Raw genomic sequence first — 24,478 nt, forward strand, 5'->3', positions numbered from 1 at the left:
CGGGCCTTCCACGCCTCGTGGCTCGCATGAAAGTGTTGGTAGCCGGGGGGACCGGATTCATCGGGTCGTACCTCTGTCGCTCGCTCGCCGACGACGGCCACGCCGTGACCGCGCTCTCCCGATCGCCCGAGGAGGCGCCGGAGGGCGTGACGGGCGTCAGCGGCGACGTGACCGACTACGACTCCATCGCGTCGGCCGTCGAGGGGCACGACGCGGTCGTGAACCTGGTCGCGCTCTCGCCGCTGTTCGAGCCCGACGGCGGCAACCGCATGCACGACCGGATCCACCGCGGCGGGACCGAGAACCTCGTCCGCGCGGCGGAGGACGGCGGCGTCGACGGGTTCGTCCAGCTCAGCGCGCTCGGCGCGGACCCGAACGGCGACACCGCCTACATCCGCGCGAAGGGCGAGGCGGAAGGGATCGTCCGGGACAGCGACCTCGACTGGACGATCTTCCGCCCCTCGGTCGTCTTCGGCGAGGGCGGCGAGTTCGTCTCCTTCACCAAGCGGCTGAAGGGGATGTTCGCGCCGGGGGTCCCGCTGTACCCGCTCCCGGGCGGCGGGAAGACGCGGTTCCAGCCGATCCACGTCGAGGACCTCGTGCCGATGATCGCCGCCGCGGTGACGGACGACGAGCACGCGGGCGAGACCTACGAGATCGGCGGGCCGGAGGTGCTCACGCTCCGGCAGGTGACGGACCTCGTCTACGAGGCGGAGCGGAAGGGCGTCACCATCGTCCCGCTGCCGATGCCGCTCGCGAAGGTCGGCCTCTCGGTGCTCGGGGCGGTGCCCGGGTTCCCGATGGGGCCGGACCAGTACCGGTCGCTGAAGTTCGACAACACGACCGCCGACAACGACGTCGGCGCGTTCGGCGTCGATCAGGCGGACCTGACGACGCTCGGCGAACACCTCGGGATCCGATGACCGGGGGACCGAACATGTCAAATCTCCTAATCTCAACGCTGGTAACGGCAACCGAAGGCTTATATACGAGATCGCGTTCTGTTCAGTTCAAACGCGGAGGGAGCACACGATGAAACTCGCAATGATCGGATTCGGACAGGCGGGGGGTAAAGTCGTTGACAAGTTCTTGGAGTACGATAAGCGGACGGGCTCCGAGATCGTTCGAGCCGCCGCGGCCGTCAACACGGCGAAGGCGGACCTCATGGGGCTCGAACACATCGCCGAGGACCAGCGCGTCCTCATCGGCCAGTCGCGCGTGAAGGGCCACGGCGTCGGCGCGGACAACGAACTGGGCGCGGAGATCGCCGAGGAGGACATCGACGAGGTCCAGGGCGCCATCGACTCGATCCCGGTCCACGAGGTCGACGCCTTCCTGGTCGTCGCCGGCCTCGGCGGCGGGACCGGCTCCGGCGGCGCGCCGGTGCTCGCGAAGCACCTCAAGCGGATCTACACCGAGCCCGTCTACGGGCTCGGCATCCTGCCGGGCAGCGACGAGGGGGGCATCTACACCCTCAACGCGGCCCGCTCGTTCCAGACGTTCGTCCGCGAGGTGGACAACCTGATGGTGTTCGACAACGACGCCTGGCGGAAGACGGGCGAGTCCGTCCAGGGCGGCTACGAGGAGATCAACGAGGAGATCGTCCGGCGGTTCGGCATCCTCTTCGGCGCCGGCGAGATACAGCAGGGCCAGGAGGTCGCCGAGAGCGTCGTCGACTCCTCGGAGATCATCAACACGCTCTCCGGCGGCGGGGTCTCCACGGTCGGCTACGCGGAGGAGGAGGTCGAAGAGCGCTCCTCGGGCGGCCTGCTCTCGCGGCTCCGCGACGACGGCAACGACGAGGAGCTCGACAGCGCCCACACCACCAACCGGATCACCAGCCTCGTCCGGAAGGCGGCGCTCGGCCGGCTCACGCTCCCCTGTGAGATCGAGGGCGCGGAGCGCGCGCTGCTCGTGCTCGCCGGCCCGCCGGAGTACCTCAACCGGAAGGGCATCGAGCGCGGCCGCAAGTGGCTCGAAGAGCAGACCGGATCGATGGAGGTCCGGGGCGGGGACTACCCGTACCGCGGCGCCGGCTTCGTCGCGACCGTGATCCTGCTCGCGGGCGTCACGAACGTCCCGCGGATCAAGGAGCTCCAGCAGGTCGCCATCGAGGCGCAGGACAACCTCGACGAGATCCGCGAGGAGAGCGACGACAACCTCGACGAGCTCGTCAACGACGACAGCGACGAGCTGGAATCCCTGTTCTAAGACCTCCCGCCGCCGCGATGGAGGTCATCGTTCCCTTCTCGACCGACCGCCCGAAGTCGCGACTCTCAGACGCCCTCTCCCCCGACGAGCGCTCGGCGTTCGCCCGCGCGATGCTCGACGACGTGCTGGACGCCGTCGCCGCCGCCGACGGCGAGCCGTACGTCCTCGCCACCGACGCGATCGACGTGGACCGCCCGGTCGCCGTCGACGACCGCCCGCTGACCGCGGCCGTGAACGCGGCGCTCGACGCGCGGCTGGGGGCCGACGGCGACGAGCGCGACGCCGACGGCCCCCCCGAGCCGGTCGCCGTCGTGATGGCGGACCTCGCGCTCGCGACCCCCGACGCGGTCGAACGCCTGTTCGCCGCGGGCCGGGACGCCGACGTCGCGGTCGCGCCGGGCCGCGGCGGCGGGACGAACGCCTTCGTCGCCTCGCACCCCGAGTTCCGGGTGGACTACCACGGCGCCTCCTACCTCGACCACCGCGACATCGCGGCCGAGGTCGGCGCGTCGTTCGCCGCGGTCGACTCCCACCGCCTCGGGACCGACGTCGACGAGCCGGACGACCTCGCCGAGGTGCTGATCCACGGCGAGGGCCGCGCGGCGGCGTGGCTCCGCGAGGCCGGCTTCGCGCTCGACGCGTCCGAGGGCCGCGTCGCGGTCGTTCGAGAGTGACCGGCCGGGGTCGCCCGAGCCTTTCCCTCCGCCCGTTGTCGCGGTCGTCCCCTCCGCCCGTCGCCGGGCGTAACCGGTTCCGGTGTCGCCGGGGGTTCCGCAACCGCGATTCTTTTTAAACGCCGACCGCGAGTGACGGCCGTGTTCGCCGGGGCCGACGAGTACGGGGTCGACGTGGCGGTCGCCGACCGGGCGGTCGAGCGGCTGCTCTCGGTCGGCCCGGACGACGTCGAGGCCGCCGACCAGTTGACGTTCGCGCGCAACGTCTTCATCCCGCTCACGACGGCGTGCCGGTACACCTGTACGTACTGTACCTACTACGACGTGCCCGGCGAGGCGTCGCTGCTGTCGCCCGCGGAGGTGCGCGAGCAGTGCCGCGTCGGCGCCGACGCGGGCTGTACGGAGGCGCTGTTCACGTTCGGCGACGACCCGGACGACCGGTACACCGAGATCCACGAGACGCTCGCCGAGTGGGGGTTCGACTCCATCCACGAGTACCTCTACCGGGCCTGCGAGATCGCCTTGGAGGAGGGGCTGCTCCCCCACTCGAACCCGGGCGACCTGACCGAGGCGCAGTTCGCGGACCTCCGCGAGGTGAACGCGTCGATGGGCGTCATGCTGGAGACGACCGCGGACGTCGACGCGCACGCCGGGGGCCGCCGAAAGACGCCCGGCCAGCGGCTCAACACGATCCGCGCCGCCGGCCGGCAGGGTGTCCCGTTCACGACCGGCATCCTCGTCGGCATCGGCGAGGACTGGCGCGACCGCGCCGAGAGCCTGCTCGCGATCCGCGACCTCCACGAGCGGTTCGGCCACGTCCAGGAGGTGATCGTCCAGAACGTCGTGCCCAACGAGCGCTCCGACTTCTCGAAGCCCGACCGCGACGTGATGCGCCGCGTCGTGGCGATGGCGCGCGCGGCGCTACCGCCCGAGGTCTCCGTTCAGGTTCCGCCGAACCTCTCGCCGGCGGCGGAGCTCGTCGACTGCGGGATCGACGACCTCGGCGGCGTCTCGCCGGTGACGGACGACTACATCAACCCGGCGTACGAGTGGCCCGACCTCCGCGGGCTCGAGGCCGTGGCGGACGCCGGCGGCGTGCCGCTCCGCGAGCGCCTCCCGACGTACGCCCGGTACCTTCCCGACGACCTCCGGCCGCCGGGCGTCGACCCCGCCCCGGACCCCGACGGTCGCGCGGCGTGGATCCCCCCGGCGGTTCGCGAGCGGATGGCCGACGACGGCGTCCACGGCCGGCGGCTGCGCGCGGTCGCCCGCGGCGACGGGCCGCTCGCGGTGCGGAGCGACTGACGGGCCGCCGGCCGGGCGGTCGCCCTCGCCGGCCGGACGTAAACAACCGCGCTGCCAGTAGCTTCTTTATATAGTCTCGCGAACGGGATGACGATGCTCCCCTTACAGCTCGACGCGATCGCGAACGCGGTCGACGTGGCGGCGATCGCCGTGACGGTGGCCAGGTTCGTCGCCGGCTTCGTCGCCGTGTTGTTGCTCGGAAAGCTCGTTCTCATCCCGGGGCTGCGACGGGTCGTCAGGGCGCGCGGGTTCGACGAGGCGGTGTTGAGCCTCGGCACGAACGTCCTCAACGCCGTCGTCTGGGTGGCCGCGATCGCGATCGGCTTCGCCGTCGCCGGCTACGGGAGCTTCCTCTCCGCGTTCGCGGTGTTCGGCGGCGCCATCGCGCTCGCGGTCGGCTTCGCCGCGCAGGAGCTCCTCGGGAACTTCGTCGCCGGCGTGTTCATCCTCAAGGACAAGCCGTTCGAGGTCGGCGACTGGATCGAGTGGGACGGCAACTCGGGCCGCGTCGAGGAGATCGACCTCCGCGTCTCGCGGGTCCGGACGTTCGACAACGAGCTGGTGACGGTGCCGAACGGCGACCTCGCGAACAGCGCGGTCACGAACCCCGTCGCCTACGACACGCTCAGACAGAAGTTCGTCTTCGGGATCGGCTACGACGACGACATCGACGAGGCGACAGACATCATCGTCGAGAAGGCCGAGGCCCACGAGGAGATCCTCGACGACCCCGGCGTCTCGGTCCGGCTCGTCGAGCTCGGCGACTCCGCCGTCGGGCTCCAGTCGCGCTGGTGGATCGCCGACCCCGACCGCGGCGACTTCGTCCGCGTGCGCTCCGAGTACGTCACCGCGGTGAAGGAGGCGTTCGACGACGCCGGCATCGACATGCCGTACGTCCACCGGCAGCTCACCGGCAGCGTCGAAGTGATCGAGGAGGTCGCCGACGAGTAGCTCACCCGACCTCTTCCTCCGCGTCGCCCGCGTCGGGCCGGTACTGCCGGCTCACCGCCTGCCAGCGGTTCGAGCGGAACCGGTAGCCGTTCAGTCCGGCCGGCACCAGCTTCTCCGCCACCAGCGCCGCGTAGAGCCCGCCGACGCCGAGCGGCGTGACGAGGCCGACCAGCGCGACCGGGAGCGCGAACGCGTACAGGCCGACCATCGACGCGAGGAAGGGCCAGCGCGTGTCGCCCGCGCCGCGCAGCGACCCCGTTATCGAGCCGTCCACGCCGAGCGGCACCGCGCTCACCGCGGCGGCGACGACGAACGCGGCGGTGGCGCTCACCGCGGCCGGGTCGTCGACGAACACGCCCGCGATCGGCGTCGCGGCGGCGATCACCGCGGCCGACGCGAGGACGTAGACGACCACCGACAGGGAGATCACGTCGCGGCCGTACGCCGTGGCGAGCGCCTCCTCGCTGGCGCCGAGCCGCTGGCCGACGAGCGTGCTCGCGGCGATGGAGAAGCCCCAGCTGAAGCTGCCGAGCAGCGCCCTGACGCGGCGGCCGACCTCTAAGGCGGCGACGGTCGCCTGGCCGAACGACGACGCGACCCACAGGAGCGGGAAGACGACGACCCCCTCGGCGACGCGGCGCGCGATCAGGGGCGCGGAGACCCGAAGTAGCTGGCGCGTCAGCCCGGCGTCGAACCACGGGCCGGAGCGCCCGACCGGGACCGGGGAGGCGCCGCGGCCGAGGTACGACCGCCCGGTCATCCCCCACGCGAGGACGAGCCCGACGGCGGCGATGGAGACCGCAGTGCCGAGCCCGGCGCCGAACACGCCCAGCCCGGCGCCGAGGACGAACCAGACGGTGAGGACGACGTTCAGCAGCGCGCCGCCGGCGCGCGCGACCATCGGGGTGCGCGTGTCGCCGACGCCGGCGTACGTCCGGCTGGCGATCATGTTGAAGAACTCGAAGGCGAGCGCGGGCGCCGTGACCGCGAGGTAGGTGGTCCCGGCCGACAGCGCGGCGCCGTCGCCGCCCACGAGCGCGATCAGTCGCTCCGCGCCGAGGACGTACCCCGCGACGATGGGCGCGACAAGCAGCGCGGCCACGATCAGCGACTGCTTGACCACGAGGCCGGCGCGCCCGCGCTCCTCGCCGCCGTAGTTCTGCGAGACGAGCGAGACGGTGCCGCCCGCGAGCCCGATGGAGACGAACTTCGCCAGCTGCCAGTACGCGAACGCGAACCCCATGCCCGCGACCGCGGACACCCCGACCGCGTACCCGATCACCGCGAGGTCCACGGTGTTTTTCGACATGATCGCGAACCCGGTCACGATCCGGGGCCACGCCAGCCCCATCGTCTCGTCCAGCCGCGACCGGTCGATGACGCCGGCCCGGTCGAGCGCGCCCGCGACCGCCTCGGCGACGTGCGCGGCGCCGTTCCGGAGCCGGGATAGCATTGGACTCCCGTACGGGTCGCGCCGGCTTGTGTCTGTCCGTCACGGCCCGCGACCGGACCGCGCGGCCGCGGTCGGAGCGCAACCGTTTTGACGTGACCAACGGTTTGTACCACACGTGAATATCAACGAGTGGCGGACGTATCTCGTCACGGCGGCGAGCCGCTCCGCGGGGCGGGCGACCCCCGAGGTGGTCGCGGCCGCGCTCGACGGCGGCGTCGACGTCGTCCAGCTCCGCGACAAGGCGGCGACCGACCGCGAGCGCTACGAGACGGGGCTCCGGCTCCGCGAGCTGACCGCCGAGGCCGGGGTCCCCCTGCTCGTCAACGACCGGATCGACCTCGCCGCCGCCGTCGACGCCGACGGCGTCCACCTCGGGCAGACGGACCTCCCGGTCGCGGTCGCCCGCGAGCGGCTGGGCGAGGACGCCGTCGTCGGCGTCTCGGCCTCGACGGTCGAGCAGGCCGAGGCGGCCGAGGCCGCGGGCGCGGACTACCTCGGCGTGGGGGCCGTCTACGGCACCGACTCGAAGGACGTCTCTGGCGACCGGGACGGAATCGGCACCGAGCGGATCGCCGCGGTCGCCGACGCGGTCGACGTCCCCGTCTTCGGGATCGGCGGGATCGACGCCGGCAACGCGGCGCCCGTGGTCGAGGCGGGCGCGACCGGCGTCGCGGCGCTGTCGGCGATCACCGCCGCCGAGGACCCGGCGGCGGCGACCGCGGCGCTGCGCGAGGCGGTGACGGGGTGATTCGGCCCAACCGGCGGGAGACCGACCGCACCGGCGCGGTCACCAGTCGCGCTCGAACTCGGGATCGAACAGCCGCGCCGACATCGGCGTCGGGTCGCCCTCGGTGAGGTTGTACTCGGAGAAGTCGGTGACGCCCGCGTCGCGGAGCAGTTCCTCGTCGTAGAAGCTGTGCCCCGTACACTCGGTCGGGTCGCGGGCGAGGATCTCGAGGACCGCGTCGGAGACGACCTTGGGGGTCCGCCAGTCGTCCTCGGTCCCGAGCCCGAAGTAGCGCGTCGCGCGGGTGTCGATGGTCGTCACCGGCCAGAAGGTGTTACAGCCCACGTCGTCGCTCCCGAGCTCCTCGGCTAGCGAGAGCGTGACGAACGACATCCCGAGCTTCGACCACGCGTACGGCGCCTTGCCCGGCGAGCGGTCGGTCGTGACCGGCGGCGCGTTCGTCAGGAGCCACGCCTCGTCGAGCCCCGCGAGGTGGTCGGCGAAGGCGTGCGCGACGAGGTGGGTCCCGCGGACGTTCACGTCGGTCAGGAGGTCGAAGCGGTCGGCGGGCAGGTCGGCGACGTTCGCCAGCTGGATCGCGCTGGCGTTGTTGATCACGATGTCGACCTCGCCGAAGCGGTCGATCGCCGCCTCGACGACCTCGTCGACGCGCTCCTCGTCGCGGAGGTTCAGTTCGAGCGCGAGCGCCTCCGGGCCGCGCTCGCGCACCTCGCGGGCCGTCTGCTCGATCGACCCCTCCAGCTCGGAGTCGTCGTCGGTCGTCTTGCCCGTCGAGACGACGTTACAGCCGCGGTCGGCGAGCGCGAGCGCGATCTGCTTGCCGATGCCGCGAGTCGTTCCGGTGATGAACGCCGTCGAGCCCGAGAGGTCGGGGTCCGCGAGTGGCATACCGGCCGTTCGACCGGCCGGGGGATAATTCTCGGTGGTCGATTCGCGGAATCGACGCGCGGCGGCGACAATTGGTAATAAGCGAACGATGCGGTGGCGCGTGCCTGAGAGCGGCCGACAGGCCGCGAGTCAGCACGCGCGAGGGAGTCAGTCGCCGGAGCGAAGCGACGGCGACTGACGAGGCTGGGGAGGCGTGAGGTGCGGTGCTGTGCGGGGCGGGACTCAAAGGGGCAGTCGCGAGGGCGACAGCGCGCGACGTAAGCACCGCAACGAGGGAGCGAAGCGACTGAGTGAGGAGCGCAGCGAGCGCACCGAGCCCTCGCGGCTGGGGCTTTAGAGGTGTTCAGCGTGGTGACGAGGATGTACGGCTGAACTGTCTGAGTATCACTCCCGTTCGTCGCCGATCCGAGGTCGGCTCGATCTTATCGCGTCGCGGACTTCCACTCCCGCAGCCCCAGCCGTCCGCCGTTCAGGTCCTCGGCGGGCGCCTCGGTGGCGGCCCAGACGAACAGCGGCGCGACGCTCTCCGGGTCGCGGGCGCGCTCCTTCCCGGTGAGGTCGGTCGCGACCAGGCCGGGGTCGACGACGCCGACGGTCGCGTCGAGGTCGGCGGCGAAGCCGCGCGCGACCGCCTCGGCGGCCGCCTTCGACACCGCGTACGCGCCCATCCCGGGCTTCGACTCGGCCGCGACCGCGCCCGACGGGACGACGACGCGCGCGCCGTCGGCCAGGTGGGGGACCGCCTCCGATATCGTCGCGAACACGCCGCGCGCGTTCGTCCGCATCGTGTCGTCGTAGTCGGCGTAGGTCACCTCGGTCGTCGGCCGCTCGCCCGGCGCGCCGTGGAACACGCCGGCGTTCGCGAACACCACGTCGATCGGGCCGGCCTCGCGGGCGGTCCGCTCGAAGAAGCGTTCGAGGTCGAACTCGTCGCGCACGTCGACGCGCTCGCCCCACGCGGCGCCGCGCTCGGCGGCGGCGTCGCTCCCGTCGTCGGCTTCGCTCCCGCCGTCGGCGTCTATTCCCTCGTCCGCGTCGTCGCCATCGCCGTTCAGCGCCGCGACGGTCCGATCGACGGCCTCGCCGTCGCGCCCGGAGACGGCGACGAACGCCCCCTCGTCGACGAACGCCTCGGCGACGGCTCGTCCGATCCCGCTCGTTGCCCCGGTGATCGCGACCGTCAGATCCATGTGAACACGGCTACGCGCGTCGGCGACTTAGTGGTATCCACTCGGGGCGCGACCGGCCGCCGACCCCGACGCGTCTGACCGGATTTATACCCCCGCCGCTCCTAGGATCGCGTATGGACGTGGTCCCGGACATCGACGGCGTCGCCGGCGAGTCCGTCGTCGTGATCGGCGGCGGATTCGGCGGCCTCTCGACGGCCTGCTACCTCGCGGACGCCGGCGCGGACGTCACGCTGCTGGAGAAGAACGAGCAGCTCGGCGGCCGGGCCAGCCGGCTCGAAGTCGACGGCTTCCGGTTCGACATGGGGCCGTCGTGGTACCTGATGCCGGACGTCTTCGAGCGGTTCTTCGGCCACTTCGGCCGGTCGCCCGACGACTTCTACGAGCTGGAGCGGCTCGACCCGCACTACCGCGTGTTCTGGAAGGACGGGGACAGGGTCGACGTGCTGCCGGACCGCGAGAAGAACAAGGAGATATTCGAGTCGTACGAGCCGGGCGCCGGCGAGGCGTTCGACGAGTACCTGGCCGAGTCCGAGCGGACCTACGAGATCGGGATGGAGCACTTCGTGTACGAGGACCGCCCGCGGCTGCGCGACTACGTGGACACCGACGTGCTGCGCTACTCGTGGGGGCTCTCGCTTTTGGGCAAGATGCAGGGCCACGTCGAGGACTACTTCGACCACCCGAAGCTCCAGCAGCTGATGCAGTACACGCTCGTGTTCCTCGGCGGCTCGCCGACGAACACGCCGGCGCTGTACAACCTGATGAGCCACGTCGACTACAACATGGGCGTCTACTACCCCGACGGCGGGATCGCCGCCGTCGTCGACGGCATCGTCGAGCTCGCCGACGACCTCGGCGTCGAGTTCGTCACCGACGCCGAGGTGACGGGCATCGAGGGCCGGTACGGCGCGTTCGCGGTCGACACGGCGGACGGCGAGCGCTACCTCGCCGACCGCGTCGTCTCCGACGCCGACTACGCCCACACCGAACAGGAGCTGCTCCCGGAGCACAAGCGGCAGTACACCGAGGAGTACTGGGAGTCGCGCACGTACGCCCCCTCCGCGTTCCTGCTGTACCTCGGCGTCGAGGGCGACGTGCCGGACCTCGAACACCACACGCTCGTCCTCCCGACCGACTGGGACGAGCACTTCGCGCAGATCTTCGACGACCCCGAGTGGCCCGACGACCCCGCCTACTACCTCTGTGTCCCCTCCAAGACGGACGACACCGTCGCGCCCGAGGGGCACAGCAACCTCTTCGCGCTCGTGCCGATCGCGCCCGGGCTGGCCGACACCCCGGAGATCCGCAACCGCTACCGCGACCTCGTCATCGACGACATCGCGGAGAACACCGGCACGGACCTGCGCGGGCGGGTCGTCGTCGAGGAGACGTTCTCCGTCGACGACTTCGCGGACCGGTACAACAGCTACGCGGGCAGCGCGCTCGGCCTGGCGCACACCCTCACGCAGACCTCGCTGCTGCGCCCGCCGCACGTCTCGGACGCGGTCGACGGGCTCTACTTCACGGGCTCGACGACGACGCCCGGCATCGGCGTCCCCATGTGCCTCATCAGCGGGGGGCTGACCGCGGAAGCGATGGCCGACGACGACGTGTGATCCCCGCCGTGAGCGACCAGAACCGATCCGCCGGAGAGGGCCAGCCCCGGTCCGTCGAGGACGAGCAGTCCCGCGCCGCCGGGGGCGGCGGCGAGGGGCTCCGCTACCTGCTGGTGCTGTCCCGGCCGCGCTTCTGGCTGTACCTCGCCGGCCCGGTCGCGGTCGGCGTCACCTACGGCATCGACGCCGTGAGCGGGCTGTTCACGCCGGCCACCGTCGCGCTCGCCCTCTACTTCCTCGTTCCCGCGAACGTGTTCCTCTACGGCGTCAACGACGTGTTCGACGCCGACATCGACGAGCTGAACCCCAAGAAGAAGGGACGCGAGGCGCGCTGGCAGGGGAGCCGGCCGGTGGTCGCCGCGGTCGTCGCCTCGGGCGCGCTGGGGCTCGCGACGCTCGCGGTCACGCCCCGGGTCGCGTGGCCGTACCTGCTCGGCTTCCTCGTCTTGGCCGTCGGCTACAGCGCGCCGCCCGTCCGCTTCAAGACGACGCCGTTCTTAGACTCGCTGTCGAACGGCCTGTACGCGCTCCCGGGCGCGGCGGCGTACGCGACGGTCGCGGGGGCGCACCCGCCGCTCGCGGCGCTCGCCGGCGCGTGGCTCTGGACGATGGGGATGCACACGTTCTCCGCCATTCCCGACATCGAACCGGACCGCGCGGCGGGGATCGACACGACCGCGACGCTGCTCGGCGAGGGGCGCACGTACGCCTACTGCTTCGCGGCGTGGACCGCCGCGGCCGCCGGGTTCTGGGCCGTCGACGCCCGGCTCGGCGCCCTGCTCGGCGTGTACCCCGTCTTCGTCGCGTGGGTCGCGCGCTCGTCGGTCTCCGTCGACCGCGCCTACTGGTGGTTCCCGGCGCTGAACACCGTCGTCGGCACGCTGCTGTCGATGGGCGGCCTCTGGCGGGTGTACCCGCTCTGGGAGGCGCTGCCGTGACCGACGGCTCGCCCGGCGGGACCTCGACCGCCGCCGGACTCGACGCGCTCCGCGAGCGCGCGCCGGACACGCGCCGCGAGGCCGAGGCGCTGCTCGACCGCCTCGTCCGCGAGAACCGGTTCACCATCGCGGTCGTCTTCCCGCTCGTGGGGGCGATAGCGCTCGTCGGCAGCGCCGAGGGGTGGGTGCCGGAGCCGTTCGCCTTCCACCCGTGGTTCGTGCTGTTCGGCGTGATCGTGATGCGCTCGCCGCTGGTCGTCGGCGTGCTGCCGACGATCGACCGCCGCGCGCTCGGCTGGATCGGCGTCCTGACCGCGTACACGTACCTCATCGAGTCGGTCGGCGTCGCGACCGGGTGGCCGTACGGCGAGTTCGCGTACACGGTCGACCTCGGCCCGATGCTCGTCGGCGTGCCGGTCGCGCTCCCCGTCTTCTTCATCCCGCTCGTGATGAACGCTTACCTGCTCTGCCTGCTCCTGCTCGGCCCGCGCGCCGACAGCGTGTGGGTCCGGCTGGCGACGGTGATCCCCGTCGTCGTCGCGATGGACGTGGTCTTGGATCCCGGCGCGGTGTCGCTCGGCTTCTGGGACTTCGGCGGCGGCGCGTTCTACGGCGTCCCGCTCTCGAACTACGCCGGCTGGGTGCTGTCGGCGGTCGTCGCCGTCGTCACGCTCGACCGCGCCTTCGCGGCGGTCGGCGTCCGCGAGCGGCTCCGCGACTGCGAGTTCATGCTCGACGACATGGTGAGCTTCGTGATCCTCTGGGGCGGGATCAACCTCTGGTTCGGGAACCTCCTGCCGGCGGCGGTCGCGGCCGCGTTCGGCGTCGGCCTCCTCCGCGCCGACCGGTTCGACACGCGGCTGTTCACCCAGTGGCGCGGGTCGTGAGCGGTCGGCGTCGCCGCGGGCCCGGGTCGCGAGTCGTCCCGGGCCGTGAGCCGCCCCCGGCCGACTCTGTTGCGCTTAAATACCGGTGTCCCGTCTGATCGGACGTGATCGACGGCGGCAACAGCGGCGGACGACGGAACCGAGGGGCTCGAACGCGATGAACGACCTCGCCATCGACTACGGCGACCACGGGCGGGTGTGCGAGGTCGTCGACCGACTCACCTACTGCGCCGAGCACGTCGGCGTCGCCTTCGACGGGTGGGACGAGCCCCACGTGAAGGGGCCGGGGCTCTACTTCGCCGTCATCGGCGACAGCGACTACGGGGCGTACGCGGACCCGATGGGCGACAACCGCTGGCCGCGGGACACCTGTCCGTCCGTCTTCGAGGAGGACGCGCTCGCGTCCGCCGCCGAGTCGGTGAGCGTCGCGCAGGACGGCGGCGTGGTGGTCGCGGTCGACGGCGGCATCGAGAGTCAGATGGTCCGGTTCCGCGACCTCGGCACCCGCGACGAGGAGGCCGACCTCGTCGACGACGTGAGCTACGAGCCGTGGATGGGGTCGCGCCACATGAGCGCCATCGAGACCTCCGTGCGCCCGGAGGTCGTCGCGACCGTGACGCTGAGCGAGGAGACCGGCCGCGTCAGCGTGTTCCGGGACGGCAAGGCGAACAGCATGCGGCGCGAGGAGATCGGCGGCCGCTGGCGCGGCGAGTAGCGCGACGCGGCCCCTCGACCGCGGCGCGATCCCGGACGGCGACACCGAGGCCCCACCGTTAAGCCCCGGCCGGGCGAACGGCGACGCATGTACGACGACATTCTCGTGCCGACCGACGGGAGCGACGCCGTCGACCGCGCGCTCGACCACGCGATCCGACTCGCCACCGACCACGGCGCGACCCTCCACGCGCTGTACGTCGTCGACCAGCGGATCGCGGCCGCCAACTCCGGCGACCTCCACGACGACGTGGTCGAGGACCTCGAGTCGCAGGGCGAGGCCGCGGTCGACGCGGTCGCCGAGGCGGCCGCGGAGGCCGGCCTCGACGCCGAGACTCACGTCGCGTACGGGACGCCGGACACGGAGATCGTCGACTACGCCGACGAGGCCGGGATCGACGTGATCGTGATGAGCCCGGAGGGGAAGTCCCCCCGCGAGCGGATCCAGTCCCTCGGCAGCGTCTCCGACCGCGTGGCCGACGACGCGTCGGTGCCGGTGTTCCTGATCAAGTGACCCCTCGGCCGACCGCGACCGGCCGCGCCCGCTCGGCGGCCGTCCGAGCCAGTTGGGTGGGTGGCGCCGCGACCCGTCGGCATGGAACTCACCGTGCTCGGGTCCGGCAGCGCGATGCCGGTCCCCGACCGCGCGCAGGCCGGATACCTCCTCGACGACGGCGACCGCTCGCTGCTCGTCGACTGCGGCAGCGGCGTCCTCGGGCGCCTCGCCGGCACTGACACCGGCTACGAGGGCGCCTCGACGGTCCTCCTCACGCACCACCACCTCGACCACGTCGCGGACCTCCTCCCGCTCGTGAAGGCGCGCTGGCTCGCCGGCGAGGAGCACCTCGAGGTCGTCGGCCCCGCGGGCACGAAGTCGCTCGTCGACGACCTGCTCGACGTCCACGACTACCTCGACGGCCGGATCGACCTCGCCGTCCGGGAGGTGTCCGCCGCGCAGTCGTTCACCGCCGGCGGGTTCGACGTGACCGCCCGCGAGACGCGCCACTCGATGGACGGGTTCGCCTACCGCTTCTCGCCGCCGAGTTCGGACGCCGCGCCCGGCGACGGCCCCCTCGCGCTCTCGGGCGACACCGAGGCGTTCGCGGGGATGGCGCCGTTCGCGGACGGCGCCGACTGCCTCGTCCACGACTGCTCGTTCCCGGACGACGTGGACGTGTCGAACCACCCGACGCCGACGAGCCTCGGGGAGTCGCTCGCGGGCGCGGCGGTCGGGACGCTCCTCCTCTCGCACCTCTACCCGCACACCGGCGGCCGCGAGCGCGAGATGGTAGAGGGCGTCCGCGACGCGGGGTTCGACGGCGAGGTGCGGGTCGCGGCGGACGGCCTGCGCGTGTCGCTTTGAGGCCGGAATCGTAACCGGCGGTCGGCGGCGTCGCGGGCGCGGCGTAACCGCTGAGTGTTACGTACCCGCACGTTCGACCCGGATATTTAAGCGCGCGTAGTGGCTCCCGTCTCTCATGGCCGGCCCACTCGCGGACGACTTCGGACGGGAGGTGACGGGGGTGCGGATCTCGCTCACCGACCGGTGTAACTTCGACTGCGTCTACTGTCACAACGAGGGGTTAGGCGACACGCGCGGGCCGATGGAGCCGAGCGAGTCGGAGATGAGCGCCGACGACGTGGTCCGTTTCCTGGAGGTCGTCGAGGGGTACGGCGTCGACGCCGTGAAGTTCACCGGCGGCGAGCCGATGCTCCGCCAGGACCTCGAAGAGATCATCGAGCGCACGCCCGACTCGATGGAGGTCTCGATGACGACGAACGGCACCTTCCTCCCCGGGCGCGCGGCGGACCTGAAGGCCGCCGGGCTCGACCGCGTCAACGTCTCGCAGGACGCGCTCGACCCCGACGACTTCGCGGAGGTGACGAAGTCGGGCGCCTACGAGAAGGTCCTCGAAGGCGTCAAGGCCGCCGTCGACGCCGGGCTCGACCCCGTGAAGCTCAACATGGTCGTGTTCACGCACACCGCGGGCTACGTCGAGGAGATGGTCGAGCACGTCGCCGACAACGAGGGGCTCCAGCTCCAGCTCATCCAGTACATGCCGGAGCTGACCGGCAAGCCCGAGTGGAACGTCGACATCGGGCGCGTCCACGACTGGCTCGCGGAGAAGGCGGACCGCGTCGAGCACCGCGAGATGCACGACCGGAAGCGCTACTTCGTCGGCGAGGCGGGAGACGACGCGACCGGTGGGATGGTCGAGATCGTCGACCCCGTCGAGAACGAGGACTTCTGCGCCAACTGCGGGCGCGTCCGCGTCACCCACGAGGGGTACCTGAAGGGGTGTCTCAACCGCAACGACGACCTCCGCTCGATGGGCGAGATGACGCGCGCAGAGATCGCGGAGACGTTCGAGGAGGTCGTGGCGAACCGCGTCCCCTACTACGGCGAGTACCTCGTGGAGGGCGACGACGGCGAGTACGAACTCAACGAGAAGTACCTCGGGGCGCCGAGCGCGGCGGACTGAGGGGTCCACCGGTCGCCGCAAGGCGCGCGAGGCGCGGGCGCGATTACTCCGGCGGCTCGTACGGCCGGCTGCTCCCGTCGTCCGGGAGCCGCCGCAGGTACTTCGCGAACAGGTCCGCCACGCGGGTGTACGCGTCGACGACGTTCTCTCGCTCCCCGAAGCCGTGCGGCTCGCCCTCGTACCGGCGGAGTTCGTGGCGAACGTCGTGTTTCTCAAGCTCGGCGACGAGCTGTTCCGACTGGCTGATCGGAACGCGGGCGTCCGCCTCGCCGTGGAGCACCATGAGCGGGTCGTCGATGTCGGGCACCGTCCGGATCGGACTCGCCTCGCGGTAGGCGTCGAGGTCGGACACGAAGTCGCCGAGCTCGCGCTTGAGGAGCTGCCACCCGACGTCGTCGGTATCGTCGACGAACGTCTCGTAGTCGTACACGCCGTAGAAGGCGGCGCCGGCGCGGAACCGGTCGCTGTTGCCGAGCGCGTTCACCGTCATCAGCCCGCCGCCCGACCCGCCGAATATCCCGACGCGGTCGCCGTCGACGGCGTCGTACCGCGCCGCCGTCGCGTCCGCGGCGCGGATCACGTCGTCGAGGTCGCCCCCGCCCCAGTCCCCGTCGTTCGCCATCCGGAAGGCCCGCCCGAACCCGTCCGATCCGCGGTAGTTGGGCCGGACGACCGCGTAACCGAGCGCCGCGAAGTAGGCCGCCCGGTGGTCGAACCCGAACCCGTCGAACGCCGTCGGCCCGCCGTGCGGCTTCACGAGGAGCGGGACCGACTCCGGGTCGGCGTCCGGGTCCGGCGGGTGGACCATCGCGTGAATCTCGGTCCCGTCCGAGTCGTACGCGAACGCCTCCGGCGCCGGGAGCCGCGCCGACAGCCCCGCGGTCGCCGTGGGCGTGCGACGCTCCCCGCTCGCCGCGTCGACGACGGCCGGCGGCTCGGTCGGCGACTCCCGGACCGACAGGACGCGGTCGCCGTCCCACCGCGGCGCGCCGTGGATCGCGTCGTCGGCCGCGAGGACCGTGACGCCGTCGGCCTCGCCGGGCTCGACGTCGAGCCCGGGACCGGCGCCCGCGAGCGCGCCGCCGGCGTCGACCGCGTGGACGTGCGTCCGGCCGTCGCCCGTCGCCGTCACGGCGAGCCGGTCCCCCGCGTCGTTCCACTCGGGCGCCGCGATTTCGGTCTCGGGGACGCCGTAGATCGGAGTCGGTGAGCCGTCGTCGCCGTCGCCGTCTCCCGCGTCGCCGCCGACTCCGTACACCGCGTCGTAGCCGCTCCCGTCGTGGACGAACGCGACCGCCGCGTCGTCACCGGGTCGCGGACGCGGACAGGCCGCCCGGACGCCCGGTTCGGCGAACAGCTCGGTGACGCGGTCGCCGCCCGCGTCGCCCTCGCTCTCACCGTCGAGGGACACGCGGACGAGCGCCGCCTCGTAGTCGAACAGGTCGGCGTGCGCCGAGCGCGTCGCGACGACGCGCTCGCCCTGCCAGTGCGGGTCGGCGTAGAGGTACTCGTCGTTCGCGACCGCCTCGATCCGGTCTCCGTCGGGAGAGACCACCGCGAGGCTCGCGCGCGAGAAGGCGTCGGTGACGATCGCGATCCCCGGCTCGCCCCACGCGAGCCCCGAGATGCCGCCCTCCAGGTCGGTCAGCACCTTGACCGCGCCCGTGTCGGCGTCGACGGTCGCCAGCTCGGCGTCCGCTGTGACGAAGGCGATCCGGTCGCCCTCGGGGCTCCAGTCGAGCCACCGCGCGTCGGTGCGGCCGTAGCGCATCGCGGCCGCTCCCCGGCTCGTCAGTCGCCTGTCTTCGTCGCCGTCCACCAGCCACACGTCGGTGGTCAGCTCTCGGTTCTTCGCGTAGGCGATCCGGCCGTCCGGGCCGACCGCGGCCTGAATTACCCGGTCCGCGACGGCGGTGTCGGCGAGCAGGCCGTCGTAGTCGGTGTCCCTGAGGTCTCGTCGGTACACGTGCGTGACTGCGGAGAGCGGGCACTTGGGCGTATGGCTCGCGGAAGGCGGGCGACCTCACCGCGTCTCGAACCACACCGCCACGGCGACCAGCCCGCCCGCCAGCGCCAGCGCGATCGGAACGATCGGCACGTCGTACCCGAGGTTGACGCCGAACACCAGCAGCTGTACGACGAACAGCAGGAGCATCGCCAGCGAGCCGACGATGCGCTCGCCGACGTCGCTGTCGGTCACCTCGAACAGCACGCTCATGAACACGACGACCGCCGGCATCGCGAGCACCGCGACCGGCTTCCCGACGACGTTGTCCGCCTCGCCGGCGGCGTTCCAGTGGATCGCCATCTGGTCCGGGAGCGCGCCGTACAGAGCTCCCCTGAGCGCCAACAGCGCGACGACGACGAGGCCGGCGACCGTCTTCTGCCGGGCGAGAAGCCTTGCTGGAGGGTCCATGTGGATAGGCGACGGCGGCCCCGAATAAATACGTTATTCGCGCGAAACGAACGCCGCGTTCCGTCACTCGGCGCGCTTGATTCCGTTCAGCAATTTCACGAGCACGGTGGGATTCGAACGCCGTCTCGCGCTTACGCGCTCGTTCCCTCGCGCGGCTTCCAGCCGCGCTCGGCCACGACCATCTCCAACCTGCGGTTCGGCTACAAAGAGGTGCCCAAACCCCAATGCACATCGATGACGCCGTGACCGTATACTTAGAGCACCGAGAGACCGAATGTTCACCCGCAACTGTCCAATCCTACCGATACCGACTCCGCTTCTTCGTTGACTGGTGCGAAAATCAGGGACTCGAAGAAGTCGAAGAGATAGACGCGCAAGACGTTCATGAGTACAAAACGTGGCGTTCTGAAGGGTTAGCGAAGCCGACAATCAAGTCTCAGATGGACACGCTGCGGAGCTTCCTGCGCTACATGGAGCGATTGGATTACACTGAAGAAAACCTCCATGAGAGCGCAGTCTCACCGACTCTACAGGGAAAGGAGAACATCCGCGAAGACATCGTCGAGACTGACCAAGCGAAGCAGATTCTCGAACGACTCGACCGATATCGGTTCGCCTCCAAGGAACACGTCCTCTTTTTGATTGCTTGGCGCACCGCTGCTCGAACTGGAGCTCTCAGAGCCCTTGACCTACGAGACTACGATTCCAACGAACAGTACCTCCGATTCGTCAACAGGCCCGATACCGACACTCGACTGAAAAACGGCGACAACGGCGAGCGACTGGTCGCCCTTCGAGAGGAGACGTGTACTGTGCTGGATGAGTTCATCGAGAACAAACGGTACGACGTAACGGACGAGCATGGCCGACGCCCACTCCTCGCATCAAAGATGGGTCGGATAGCCAAAAACACAATCCGCGGCTGGATGTACCGACTCACACGCCCCTGCTGGTACGCCGATGACTGCCCACATGACCGCGACCAATCGGAGTGCGAAGCTGCTGTCAACGACAGCTACAGTTACGAATGCCCATCGTCAACCGCTGCCCACTCGGTTCGACGCGGCTCGGTGACCCACATGCTCCGCGAGGATGTCCCCAAGACAGCCGTCAGCGACCGCGTTGATTGTTCTGTTGACGTTCTTGAGAAACACTACTCGCAGCTCTCAGAGCGGGACAAGATGGAGACGCGTCGTCAGTACCTCGACGGATTGTGATGCGCACATACGGGGGCGTTCCCGTAGTTCAAACGCACTGGTAGGGGGGCCTCACTCATTCAGCGTTAGTGGGCAGGGGGCCTCCGACCTGTTTATAAAAACTGGAGAAGGGGCCTAACCCTAAACAGGCAGTAGAAGGTCTGAGTAGCCAGATTTCGGAAGATACCAAAGTCTGTCAGCCATCTATCCATATGTAATGGCCGCAACGAACCAGAGCTCTAATGAGCAGAAGTACAGCATCGAGAAAGACTTCGGCGACCTACCGCCCCAGAAGCAGCGAGCGGTCGACCTGAACATCACCCTAACCACCGACGAGGTGATTAAACACGTCGCAGAGGAGGCTGACATTGACGTGGATACAGTCTACCTCGTTCGTAACCACTACGCACATGCTGTCGAGCAGCGTCGCCGCGAACTCCGCGAACAGATTGCGAACAGCAGCTATGAACCTGATAACAACGGCGTAGATATCGACGGCCTGCTCGATACCCTGCACAAGTTCCAGACCCTCCACAACTCGGATTATGATGTCGACTACAAACAGGCGTTTGAGGAGACGATGGCCGCGTACGCGGGTGAAAAGGCATGAGGCCAGAAATCGAAGAACTGCGCGACCGACGCGACGACCTCCGCGACCAACTCGCCAACGAACAGGACAAAGACAACCCCGACGAGAGCCGCTGCGACGACCTCTACGATGAGATTCAGGAGTTGGAAGACCGCATTGAGGAAATCGAATACCTAGATAGAGTCGAAGAAGAGCGACAACGGAGGCTGTAACGTGCCACCCCCACAACCATGATAGACACTAACAATGAAAATAGAATAGAAGACGGTCAGCTGCTGATGCTCGGTGACCGCGTCGAGAACGGCAAAAACCAACATGACGTGTACTATCAAATACGGCGAGTCGGTACGTTATGGCTCATCTACTGTCATAACAAACCAACCTTCGCTGCCGACCCACTCTGGGGAAACCACTACGACGAGTGGCTACAAGCCTGCGCTGGCACACCTCACCACCCGAAATCACTCAACAAAGGGTGGGTCATAGTCGATATGGAGTCCAGCGAACAAGATGCTCGGGAAACACTCGCTGATGCGGATAGAGACCGCGTCGCAACGGAGTTATCACAGGCTAACATGGGCACTAAGAGACGCGTTGATAAGATTCGAACATCGTCAGGACAGACCACTGATGGGCGTTGGCCACCGTACTGACTGGTTTTCACACCCGTTCTGAGGAGGATTGGTTGGTCACCTATCAAGACCTACCAGCGATGGTAGTCGCTGAGGATTGGATACATGGAGTATGAAGTATTACGTATTATTTTACGTAACATTATTACGTACCGCTACTGTTGGGTGATTCCAGAGTCGTAATATTATTACGCAGATTATTACGTAACACTCTCCACCCCATTCCTCTCCTCTGAGAGCATCATAGCAAGGCTGGTAGCTGCTTGGTATGTGTTAATCGTAATAATGTTACGCAGATTATTACGTAATACTGGGAGGGGGTTACCCGCTCTGTCCTCAGAAGTCCTCTTCGACAACGTTCCTGACGACCGCCTCTTGCTTGTCGGTGAGGGTTACGTACTCGTCGTCGTCAGGGTCGATAATATCTGGCGTGTCTTCGTCGACGAGCTCGTCGGGGAGGACGTTCTCCTCTTCGAGCATCGGCATGTTACCGAGGTTGTCCACGTCAGGGGTTGCTGCAGGTTCGACAGAGTGGATATCCGCTTCTTCAAGGATTTGCTGGAACTGCTCAACGGTGATGCCAGCGCGTTCCGCGAGTGATTGAAGTCTACCTGTTTTTCTATCCTCTGGGCTGAGTCGGATGCTGTCCTCGACGGCATCGATGAGGTCGTCAAAGGCGTCCCGTTCACCCGATTCGTATTGTTCGAGTTCAGTTTCGAGTTCTTCGATTTCCTGCTTGATGCGGCGGACTTCTGCTTTCTTGGATTCGAGCTGTTCTTGCTTCTCTGCAATCTCTTCTCGTAGCTGGTCGGGTCGGGTTTTCGCTGCGGCTATGCGTTTCCGAGATACCATCTCGTTGACCAGCTCGCTAAGATTGGCGTCGACGCTGTCTATCCATTCTTTGTTTTCGGGGTCGATGGCGACGGAAGTGCGTTCTTTGCTCATTGTGTATCACCGTTGGTTACTGGGTCGTCGTCGTCGGCGTGCTCGTCTCGTCGGTTCATGTCGAAGTCGGTCGTGGCGACGAGGATGCTGCTTGGTACGGTGTCAGTTTTGCTGACGTGGATTGTGTCGAGGGCTGTTTTGAGTGTGACTGTGCCGTCGTCTTTGTCGATGACATCGAGGTCGAGGTTTTTACTGGTCATCGTTCTGTGAGTTGTTTGGAGAAGTTGAGTTGTTTCTCGCACTCGTCGCATTCGTTGCGGACGAGGCCTGTGCCGATGCTACCCGCTTGGTTGCTGATGTAGTGGTTGTGTCCGCCGCTGCCATGTCGGTGTAGCCAGCCGAGTTCACGGGCGTCTTGGAGGGCGCGGCTTGCGGTGTCGTCGCTGACGTTGGCTTTGTCTGCGATGATGCCGCGTTTCACTTTAGCATGAACGCCCGCGAGCCTCAGGGCTTCGCTGAAGGCGCGGACGCGGGCGGGGACGGTATACTCGTCTTTTTCCTCCGTCTGGTCGTCTGTACTGTTGTCGGGTCGGTTAGTATTACTCATCTGTTTAGTATTACTGTTTGATATACTAAAGCATTACTTCCACGCAGATTCTACCCGATAGATACTAAAAGTCGGATACCATACATTTACCTGCGATGTCAAATAGCAGAAACGACGGTAGTACAGACAATCAACGAGAGGCAATCAAACGACGTTACGACCTGTGCGACGCAGCGTACGACGCGCATGTCGAGACAGTATCCAGCTGGGTCGAGCAGGGCTACGAGGTTGAGGAGACGCGGATGGAGCCAATCTTTGGACGTGGTGTCGAGACACTACTGGTAGGCGATGATGGTGATGTTATTAGCGTTGAGACGGCTAACAAGTCGGTTGACGCGATGTTTGTCGGAGTGTATGATGTGACGCGTGAGCTTGACCCGATTGAAATAGCGACGCATGCGGATTACGAGGCTGTCCTCGCGAGCGAGGGTGATGCACTATGAGCGTCCGCGGGTACGAGTGTAGTTGGTGCGGGTCGGCGTTGGTACAGCGTCCCGACGGTAGCTGGTATTGTCCAGACTGCGGCCGTGAGGCAGGTGATGGACGATGAACCGCTTCACTGACGACGACTGCGAGCACGTTCGAGGTACAGCATATTGTGACCATTGCGAGGAGGCAGTTCCTTGGACTCGGGACGTAGTGACTGAATTCGGTGAAGTGAGTCTTTGTAAGGAGTGTTTCATGACTGTATCACCCACTGAAGCAGCTCAGGCCGCGCTTGGAGGCTCCGAATGAGCGGAGTGGGGGTTCGACTCCTCTCGACGGCTATCGACGGAGAGGCTAATGCTGAATCAACATACAAACAAACGTAGATGCGCTCAGGTGTGAGTCCGTCGCGCGGGTTGAACTTGAGTAAGCCATAATCTTCTCTTCAGTGAAAATCTTCAACGTCGGCATACCCGTCAAGGTCTGCTCCGCGCTCTTCTAAGAACGCCTCGATACGTCGGACACGGGCGACCATTTCGTTCATCCAAGGGATTGCTCCATCTATCGTTTCCTCTAACTCATCAAGTCGCTCCTCAGTAGTTTCCTCCACGTCTCCGTTGACGGCTTCACCTCTCTGAATCAACTCCCACCCCTTGTCGGTTAACTCGGCTACCTGCATCCCTGCAGCACCGTCGGCAGTCAGGCTGTTGTCGAGTTCAATGTTCACGATACCATTCTTAGCAAGCTTCTCGTGTCTGTAATTCACCTGCCGTCCGTCCATCTCTGTTCGTTTTCGAATCTCAGTTGTCGTTGCCTCCCCGCCCAGCTCCTCTAAGACGGCGAGGTAGTCGCGGTCGTGCTGTCGCAGTTCCATGGCTAGTATTATAACTTTCTTGTTACTTTGGTCTACGGGGGTCTACGGTGGGGAGAGGTAGGGGTATGCCAGTGGTCTACGCATTTGAGACCAGATTGTAGGTCGCCGCCACTTGTGCTCAAGTGCGCCGACACCGTTCCCACGGAACGGGTAGGGGAATACCCGCTTCGAGCCAGATGGATTCGGGCAGACCAGCGATGACTCTCCCCCGAGCAGCGAGATAGAGTGGTGGGTTCGGGCCGAGCGTCTGCAGGCCCGAGGGTCAGACTGGGGCGAAAGACACGGAGGGTCAAGCTAACTCAGCATCTCTGAGGGTCAGGCGGCGGAAGCGCACCGAAGGGAGAACCGCGCCTGTCGGACGCGCCAACCCATTGAATACGGATAGAAGCGGAGTCGGGAACTGCTACTTTCTCGCGACCGCGTGAGTCGCACCCATCGGCTGCGGTTCCTCAACGAACAGCTGGCCGATGTCAAGGTAGATGCCTTCACCGCTCCGCTCAATCCGAACACGGAACTCGACATCATCGACGATTCGACCGTCGATGTCGAATTGCACGGCGTCCATCGCGCTCAGCGACCGCGTGCCTCGGAGTACCTGTCGAAGCGTCGCCAGCACTTCGCTCCGCGAGTCCTCAGCCGCGTTGTAGAGGAGCGTCTCAAGACCGACCACTGTGACAGGCGTCTCAATCTCTTCGTCGTGTGCGGCCTTGCGGAAGAACGTGAGCGCAGCCAGCTCTGACTCCGTCTCCTCGACCCGCTCCGTCACGATGTTGTAGCCTTGGTGCAGTGGCATAG

Annotated in this window: 27 protein-coding genes; 17 read left to right on the plus strand and 10 right to left on the minus strand. The window is 67.8% G+C overall.

Features of this window, described 5'->3' with window-relative positions; all coding sequences use genetic code 11:
- Nucleotides 1–26 precede the first annotated feature (26 nt).
- The 5 genes from DVK05_RS13135 to DVK05_RS13155 all read left to right on the plus strand — a co-directional run bounded on the left by DVK05_RS13135 (nucleotide 27) and on the right by DVK05_RS13155 (nucleotide 5,141).
- Nucleotides 27–923: a complex I NDUFA9 subunit family protein gene (locus tag DVK05_RS13135; protein ID WP_121563971.1), complete on the plus strand. Its 897-nt coding sequence runs from the start codon at nucleotides 27–29 to the stop codon at nucleotides 921–923.
- Nucleotides 924–1,032: 109 nt separating this feature from the next.
- Entirely contained in the window at nucleotides 1,033–2,211 is a 1,179-nt protein-coding gene (locus DVK05_RS13140; RefSeq protein WP_173230323.1) for a tubulin/FtsZ family protein, read from the plus strand.
- A gap of 17 nt (nucleotides 2,212–2,228) precedes the next feature.
- Complete coding sequence (cofC, locus tag DVK05_RS13145) at nucleotides 2,229–2,885, plus strand: 2-phospho-L-lactate guanylyltransferase (RefSeq protein WP_121563973.1); 657 nt, start codon at nucleotides 2,229–2,231, stop codon at nucleotides 2,883–2,885.
- A gap of 141 nt (nucleotides 2,886–3,026) precedes the next feature.
- On the plus strand, nucleotides 3,027–4,190 hold the full coding sequence (cofG, locus tag DVK05_RS13150; RefSeq protein WP_121563975.1) for a 7,8-didemethyl-8-hydroxy-5-deazariboflavin synthase subunit CofG: 1,164 nt from the start codon (nucleotides 3,027–3,029) through the stop codon (nucleotides 4,188–4,190).
- Between the two features lie 93 nt (nucleotides 4,191–4,283).
- Nucleotides 4,284–5,141, plus strand: coding sequence for a mechanosensitive ion channel family protein (locus tag DVK05_RS13155; protein ID WP_121563977.1), 858 nt, complete (start codon nucleotides 4,284–4,286; stop codon nucleotides 5,139–5,141).
- A gap of 1 nt (nucleotide 5,142) precedes the next feature.
- Here the strand turns inward: DVK05_RS13155 and DVK05_RS13160 are convergent, their stop codons facing one another.
- The gene (locus DVK05_RS13160) at nucleotides 5,143–6,594 is read right to left on the minus strand and encodes an MATE family efflux transporter (RefSeq protein ID WP_121563979.1); all 1,452 of its coding nucleotides are present in this window, start codon (nucleotides 6,592–6,594) and stop codon (nucleotides 5,143–5,145) included.
- 115 nt (nucleotides 6,595–6,709) lie between these two features.
- Here DVK05_RS13160 and thiE point away from each other — a divergent pair, with 115 nt between their 5' ends.
- A complete protein-coding gene (gene thiE, locus DVK05_RS13165; protein WP_121563981.1) occupies nucleotides 6,710–7,342 on the plus strand; it encodes a thiamine phosphate synthase in 633 nt (210 codons plus the stop codon).
- Between the two features lie 39 nt (nucleotides 7,343–7,381).
- Here the strand turns inward: thiE and DVK05_RS13170 are convergent, their stop codons facing one another.
- Together DVK05_RS13170 and DVK05_RS13175 are read right to left on the minus strand one after the other, a co-directional pair.
- Nucleotides 7,382–8,230 (minus strand): NAD(P)-dependent oxidoreductase, encoded by an 849-nt coding sequence (locus DVK05_RS13170; RefSeq protein WP_121563983.1) that lies wholly within the window; start codon nucleotides 8,228–8,230, stop codon nucleotides 7,382–7,384.
- Between the two features lie 422 nt (nucleotides 8,231–8,652).
- Complete coding sequence (locus DVK05_RS13175) at nucleotides 8,653–9,420, minus strand: SDR family oxidoreductase (RefSeq protein WP_121563985.1); 768 nt, start codon at nucleotides 9,418–9,420, stop codon at nucleotides 8,653–8,655.
- 113 nt (nucleotides 9,421–9,533) lie between these two features.
- On the opposite strand from DVK05_RS13175, the gene DVK05_RS13180 reads away from it, so the two are divergent.
- From DVK05_RS13180 to moaA, 7 genes are all read left to right on the plus strand, one after another.
- Nucleotides 9,534–11,036: an NAD(P)/FAD-dependent oxidoreductase gene (locus DVK05_RS13180; RefSeq protein WP_121563987.1), complete on the plus strand. Its 1,503-nt coding sequence runs from the start codon at nucleotides 9,534–9,536 to the stop codon at nucleotides 11,034–11,036.
- Nucleotides 11,033–11,974 (plus strand): prenyltransferase, encoded by a 942-nt coding sequence (locus tag DVK05_RS13185; protein WP_121563990.1) that lies wholly within the window; start codon nucleotides 11,033–11,035, stop codon nucleotides 11,972–11,974. The genes DVK05_RS13180 and DVK05_RS13185 overlap by 4 nt, the downstream gene beginning before the upstream one ends.
- Nucleotides 11,971–12,861 (plus strand): bisanhydrobacterioruberin hydratase, encoded by an 891-nt coding sequence (cruF, locus tag DVK05_RS13190; RefSeq protein ID WP_121563992.1) that lies wholly within the window; start codon nucleotides 11,971–11,973, stop codon nucleotides 12,859–12,861. The genes DVK05_RS13185 and cruF overlap by 4 nt, the downstream gene beginning before the upstream one ends.
- Nucleotides 12,862–13,018: 157 nt before the next feature.
- Nucleotides 13,019–13,576: a diadenylate cyclase gene (locus tag DVK05_RS13195; RefSeq protein WP_121563994.1), complete on the plus strand. Its 558-nt coding sequence runs from the start codon at nucleotides 13,019–13,021 to the stop codon at nucleotides 13,574–13,576.
- Nucleotides 13,577–13,663: 87 nt separating this feature from the next.
- On the plus strand, nucleotides 13,664–14,089 hold the full coding sequence (locus DVK05_RS13200; RefSeq protein WP_121563996.1) for a universal stress protein: 426 nt from the start codon (nucleotides 13,664–13,666) through the stop codon (nucleotides 14,087–14,089).
- An 81-nt stretch (nucleotides 14,090–14,170) separates the two neighbouring features.
- A complete protein-coding gene (locus tag DVK05_RS13205) occupies nucleotides 14,171–14,938 on the plus strand; it encodes an MBL fold metallo-hydrolase (protein ID WP_121563998.1) in 768 nt (255 codons plus the stop codon).
- Between the two features lie 115 nt (nucleotides 14,939–15,053).
- Entirely contained in the window at nucleotides 15,054–16,058 is a 1,005-nt protein-coding gene (gene moaA, locus DVK05_RS13210; RefSeq protein WP_121564000.1) for a GTP 3',8-cyclase MoaA, read from the plus strand.
- Between the two features lie 43 nt (nucleotides 16,059–16,101).
- On the opposite strand, the gene DVK05_RS13215 is transcribed toward moaA, so the two are convergent.
- Together DVK05_RS13215 and DVK05_RS13220 are read right to left on the minus strand one after the other, a co-directional pair.
- Nucleotides 16,102–18,024: a prolyl oligopeptidase family serine peptidase gene (locus tag DVK05_RS13215; protein WP_121564002.1), complete on the minus strand. Its 1,923-nt coding sequence runs from the start codon at nucleotides 18,022–18,024 to the stop codon at nucleotides 16,102–16,104.
- 57 nt (nucleotides 18,025–18,081) lie between these two features.
- Nucleotides 18,082–18,474, minus strand: coding sequence for a DUF1648 domain-containing protein (locus tag DVK05_RS13220; RefSeq protein WP_121564004.1), 393 nt, complete (start codon nucleotides 18,472–18,474; stop codon nucleotides 18,082–18,084).
- A gap of 224 nt (nucleotides 18,475–18,698) precedes the next feature.
- On the opposite strand from DVK05_RS13220, the gene DVK05_RS13225 reads away from it, so the two are divergent.
- From DVK05_RS13225 to DVK05_RS13235, 3 genes are all read left to right on the plus strand, one after another.
- Complete coding sequence (locus tag DVK05_RS13225) at nucleotides 18,699–19,691, plus strand: site-specific integrase (RefSeq protein WP_121564006.1); 993 nt, start codon at nucleotides 18,699–18,701, stop codon at nucleotides 19,689–19,691.
- A 196-nt stretch (nucleotides 19,692–19,887) separates the two neighbouring features.
- Complete coding sequence (locus tag DVK05_RS13230; RefSeq protein ID WP_121564008.1) at nucleotides 19,888–20,280, plus strand: hypothetical protein; 393 nt, start codon at nucleotides 19,888–19,890, stop codon at nucleotides 20,278–20,280.
- The gene (locus DVK05_RS13235) at nucleotides 20,277–20,471 is read left to right on the plus strand and encodes a hypothetical protein (RefSeq protein WP_121564010.1); all 195 of its coding nucleotides are present in this window, start codon (nucleotides 20,277–20,279) and stop codon (nucleotides 20,469–20,471) included. The genes DVK05_RS13230 and DVK05_RS13235 overlap by 4 nt, the downstream gene beginning before the upstream one ends.
- A gap of 756 nt (nucleotides 20,472–21,227) precedes the next feature.
- Here the strand turns inward: DVK05_RS13235 and grpE are convergent.
- Genes grpE through DVK05_RS16950 form a run of 3 tightly spaced genes read right to left on the minus strand, consistent with a single transcriptional unit; the run spans nucleotide 21,228 to nucleotide 22,383 of the window.
- Complete coding sequence (gene grpE / locus DVK05_RS13240) at nucleotides 21,228–21,836, minus strand: nucleotide exchange factor GrpE (protein WP_121564012.1); 609 nt, start codon at nucleotides 21,834–21,836, stop codon at nucleotides 21,228–21,230.
- Nucleotides 21,833–22,036, minus strand: coding sequence for a hypothetical protein (locus DVK05_RS13245; RefSeq protein ID WP_121564014.1), 204 nt, complete (start codon nucleotides 22,034–22,036; stop codon nucleotides 21,833–21,835). The genes grpE and DVK05_RS13245 overlap by 4 nt, the downstream gene beginning before the upstream one ends.
- Nucleotides 22,033–22,383 (minus strand): hypothetical protein, encoded by a 351-nt coding sequence (locus DVK05_RS16950; protein ID WP_147437784.1) that lies wholly within the window; start codon nucleotides 22,381–22,383, stop codon nucleotides 22,033–22,035. Before DVK05_RS16950 ends, DVK05_RS13245 begins: the two co-directional genes overlap by 4 nt.
- 95 nt (nucleotides 22,384–22,478) lie before the next feature.
- Between DVK05_RS16950 and DVK05_RS16955 the strand changes: the two genes are divergently transcribed.
- Nucleotides 22,479–22,826: a hypothetical protein gene (locus tag DVK05_RS16955; RefSeq protein WP_147437786.1), complete on the plus strand. Its 348-nt coding sequence runs from the start codon at nucleotides 22,479–22,481 to the stop codon at nucleotides 22,824–22,826.
- A gap of 428 nt (nucleotides 22,827–23,254) precedes the next feature.
- Here DVK05_RS16955 and DVK05_RS13250 read toward each other — a convergent pair whose 3' ends face one another.
- Both DVK05_RS13250 and DVK05_RS13255 read right to left on the minus strand, forming a co-directional pair.
- Nucleotides 23,255–23,683, minus strand: a complete 429-nt coding sequence (locus tag DVK05_RS13250; RefSeq protein ID WP_121564016.1) for a hypothetical protein — start codon at nucleotides 23,681–23,683, stop codon at nucleotides 23,255–23,257.
- Between the two features lie 403 nt (nucleotides 23,684–24,086).
- Nucleotides 24,087–24,476 (minus strand): hypothetical protein, encoded by a 390-nt coding sequence (locus tag DVK05_RS13255; RefSeq protein WP_121564018.1) that lies wholly within the window; start codon nucleotides 24,474–24,476, stop codon nucleotides 24,087–24,089.
- Nucleotides 24,477–24,478: the final 2 nt, after the last annotated feature.

This window comes from Halorubrum sp. Atlit-8R (assembly GCF_003666025.1).
GTDB lineage: Archaea > Halobacteriota > Halobacteria > Halobacteriales > Haloferacaceae > Halorubrum > Halorubrum salinarum.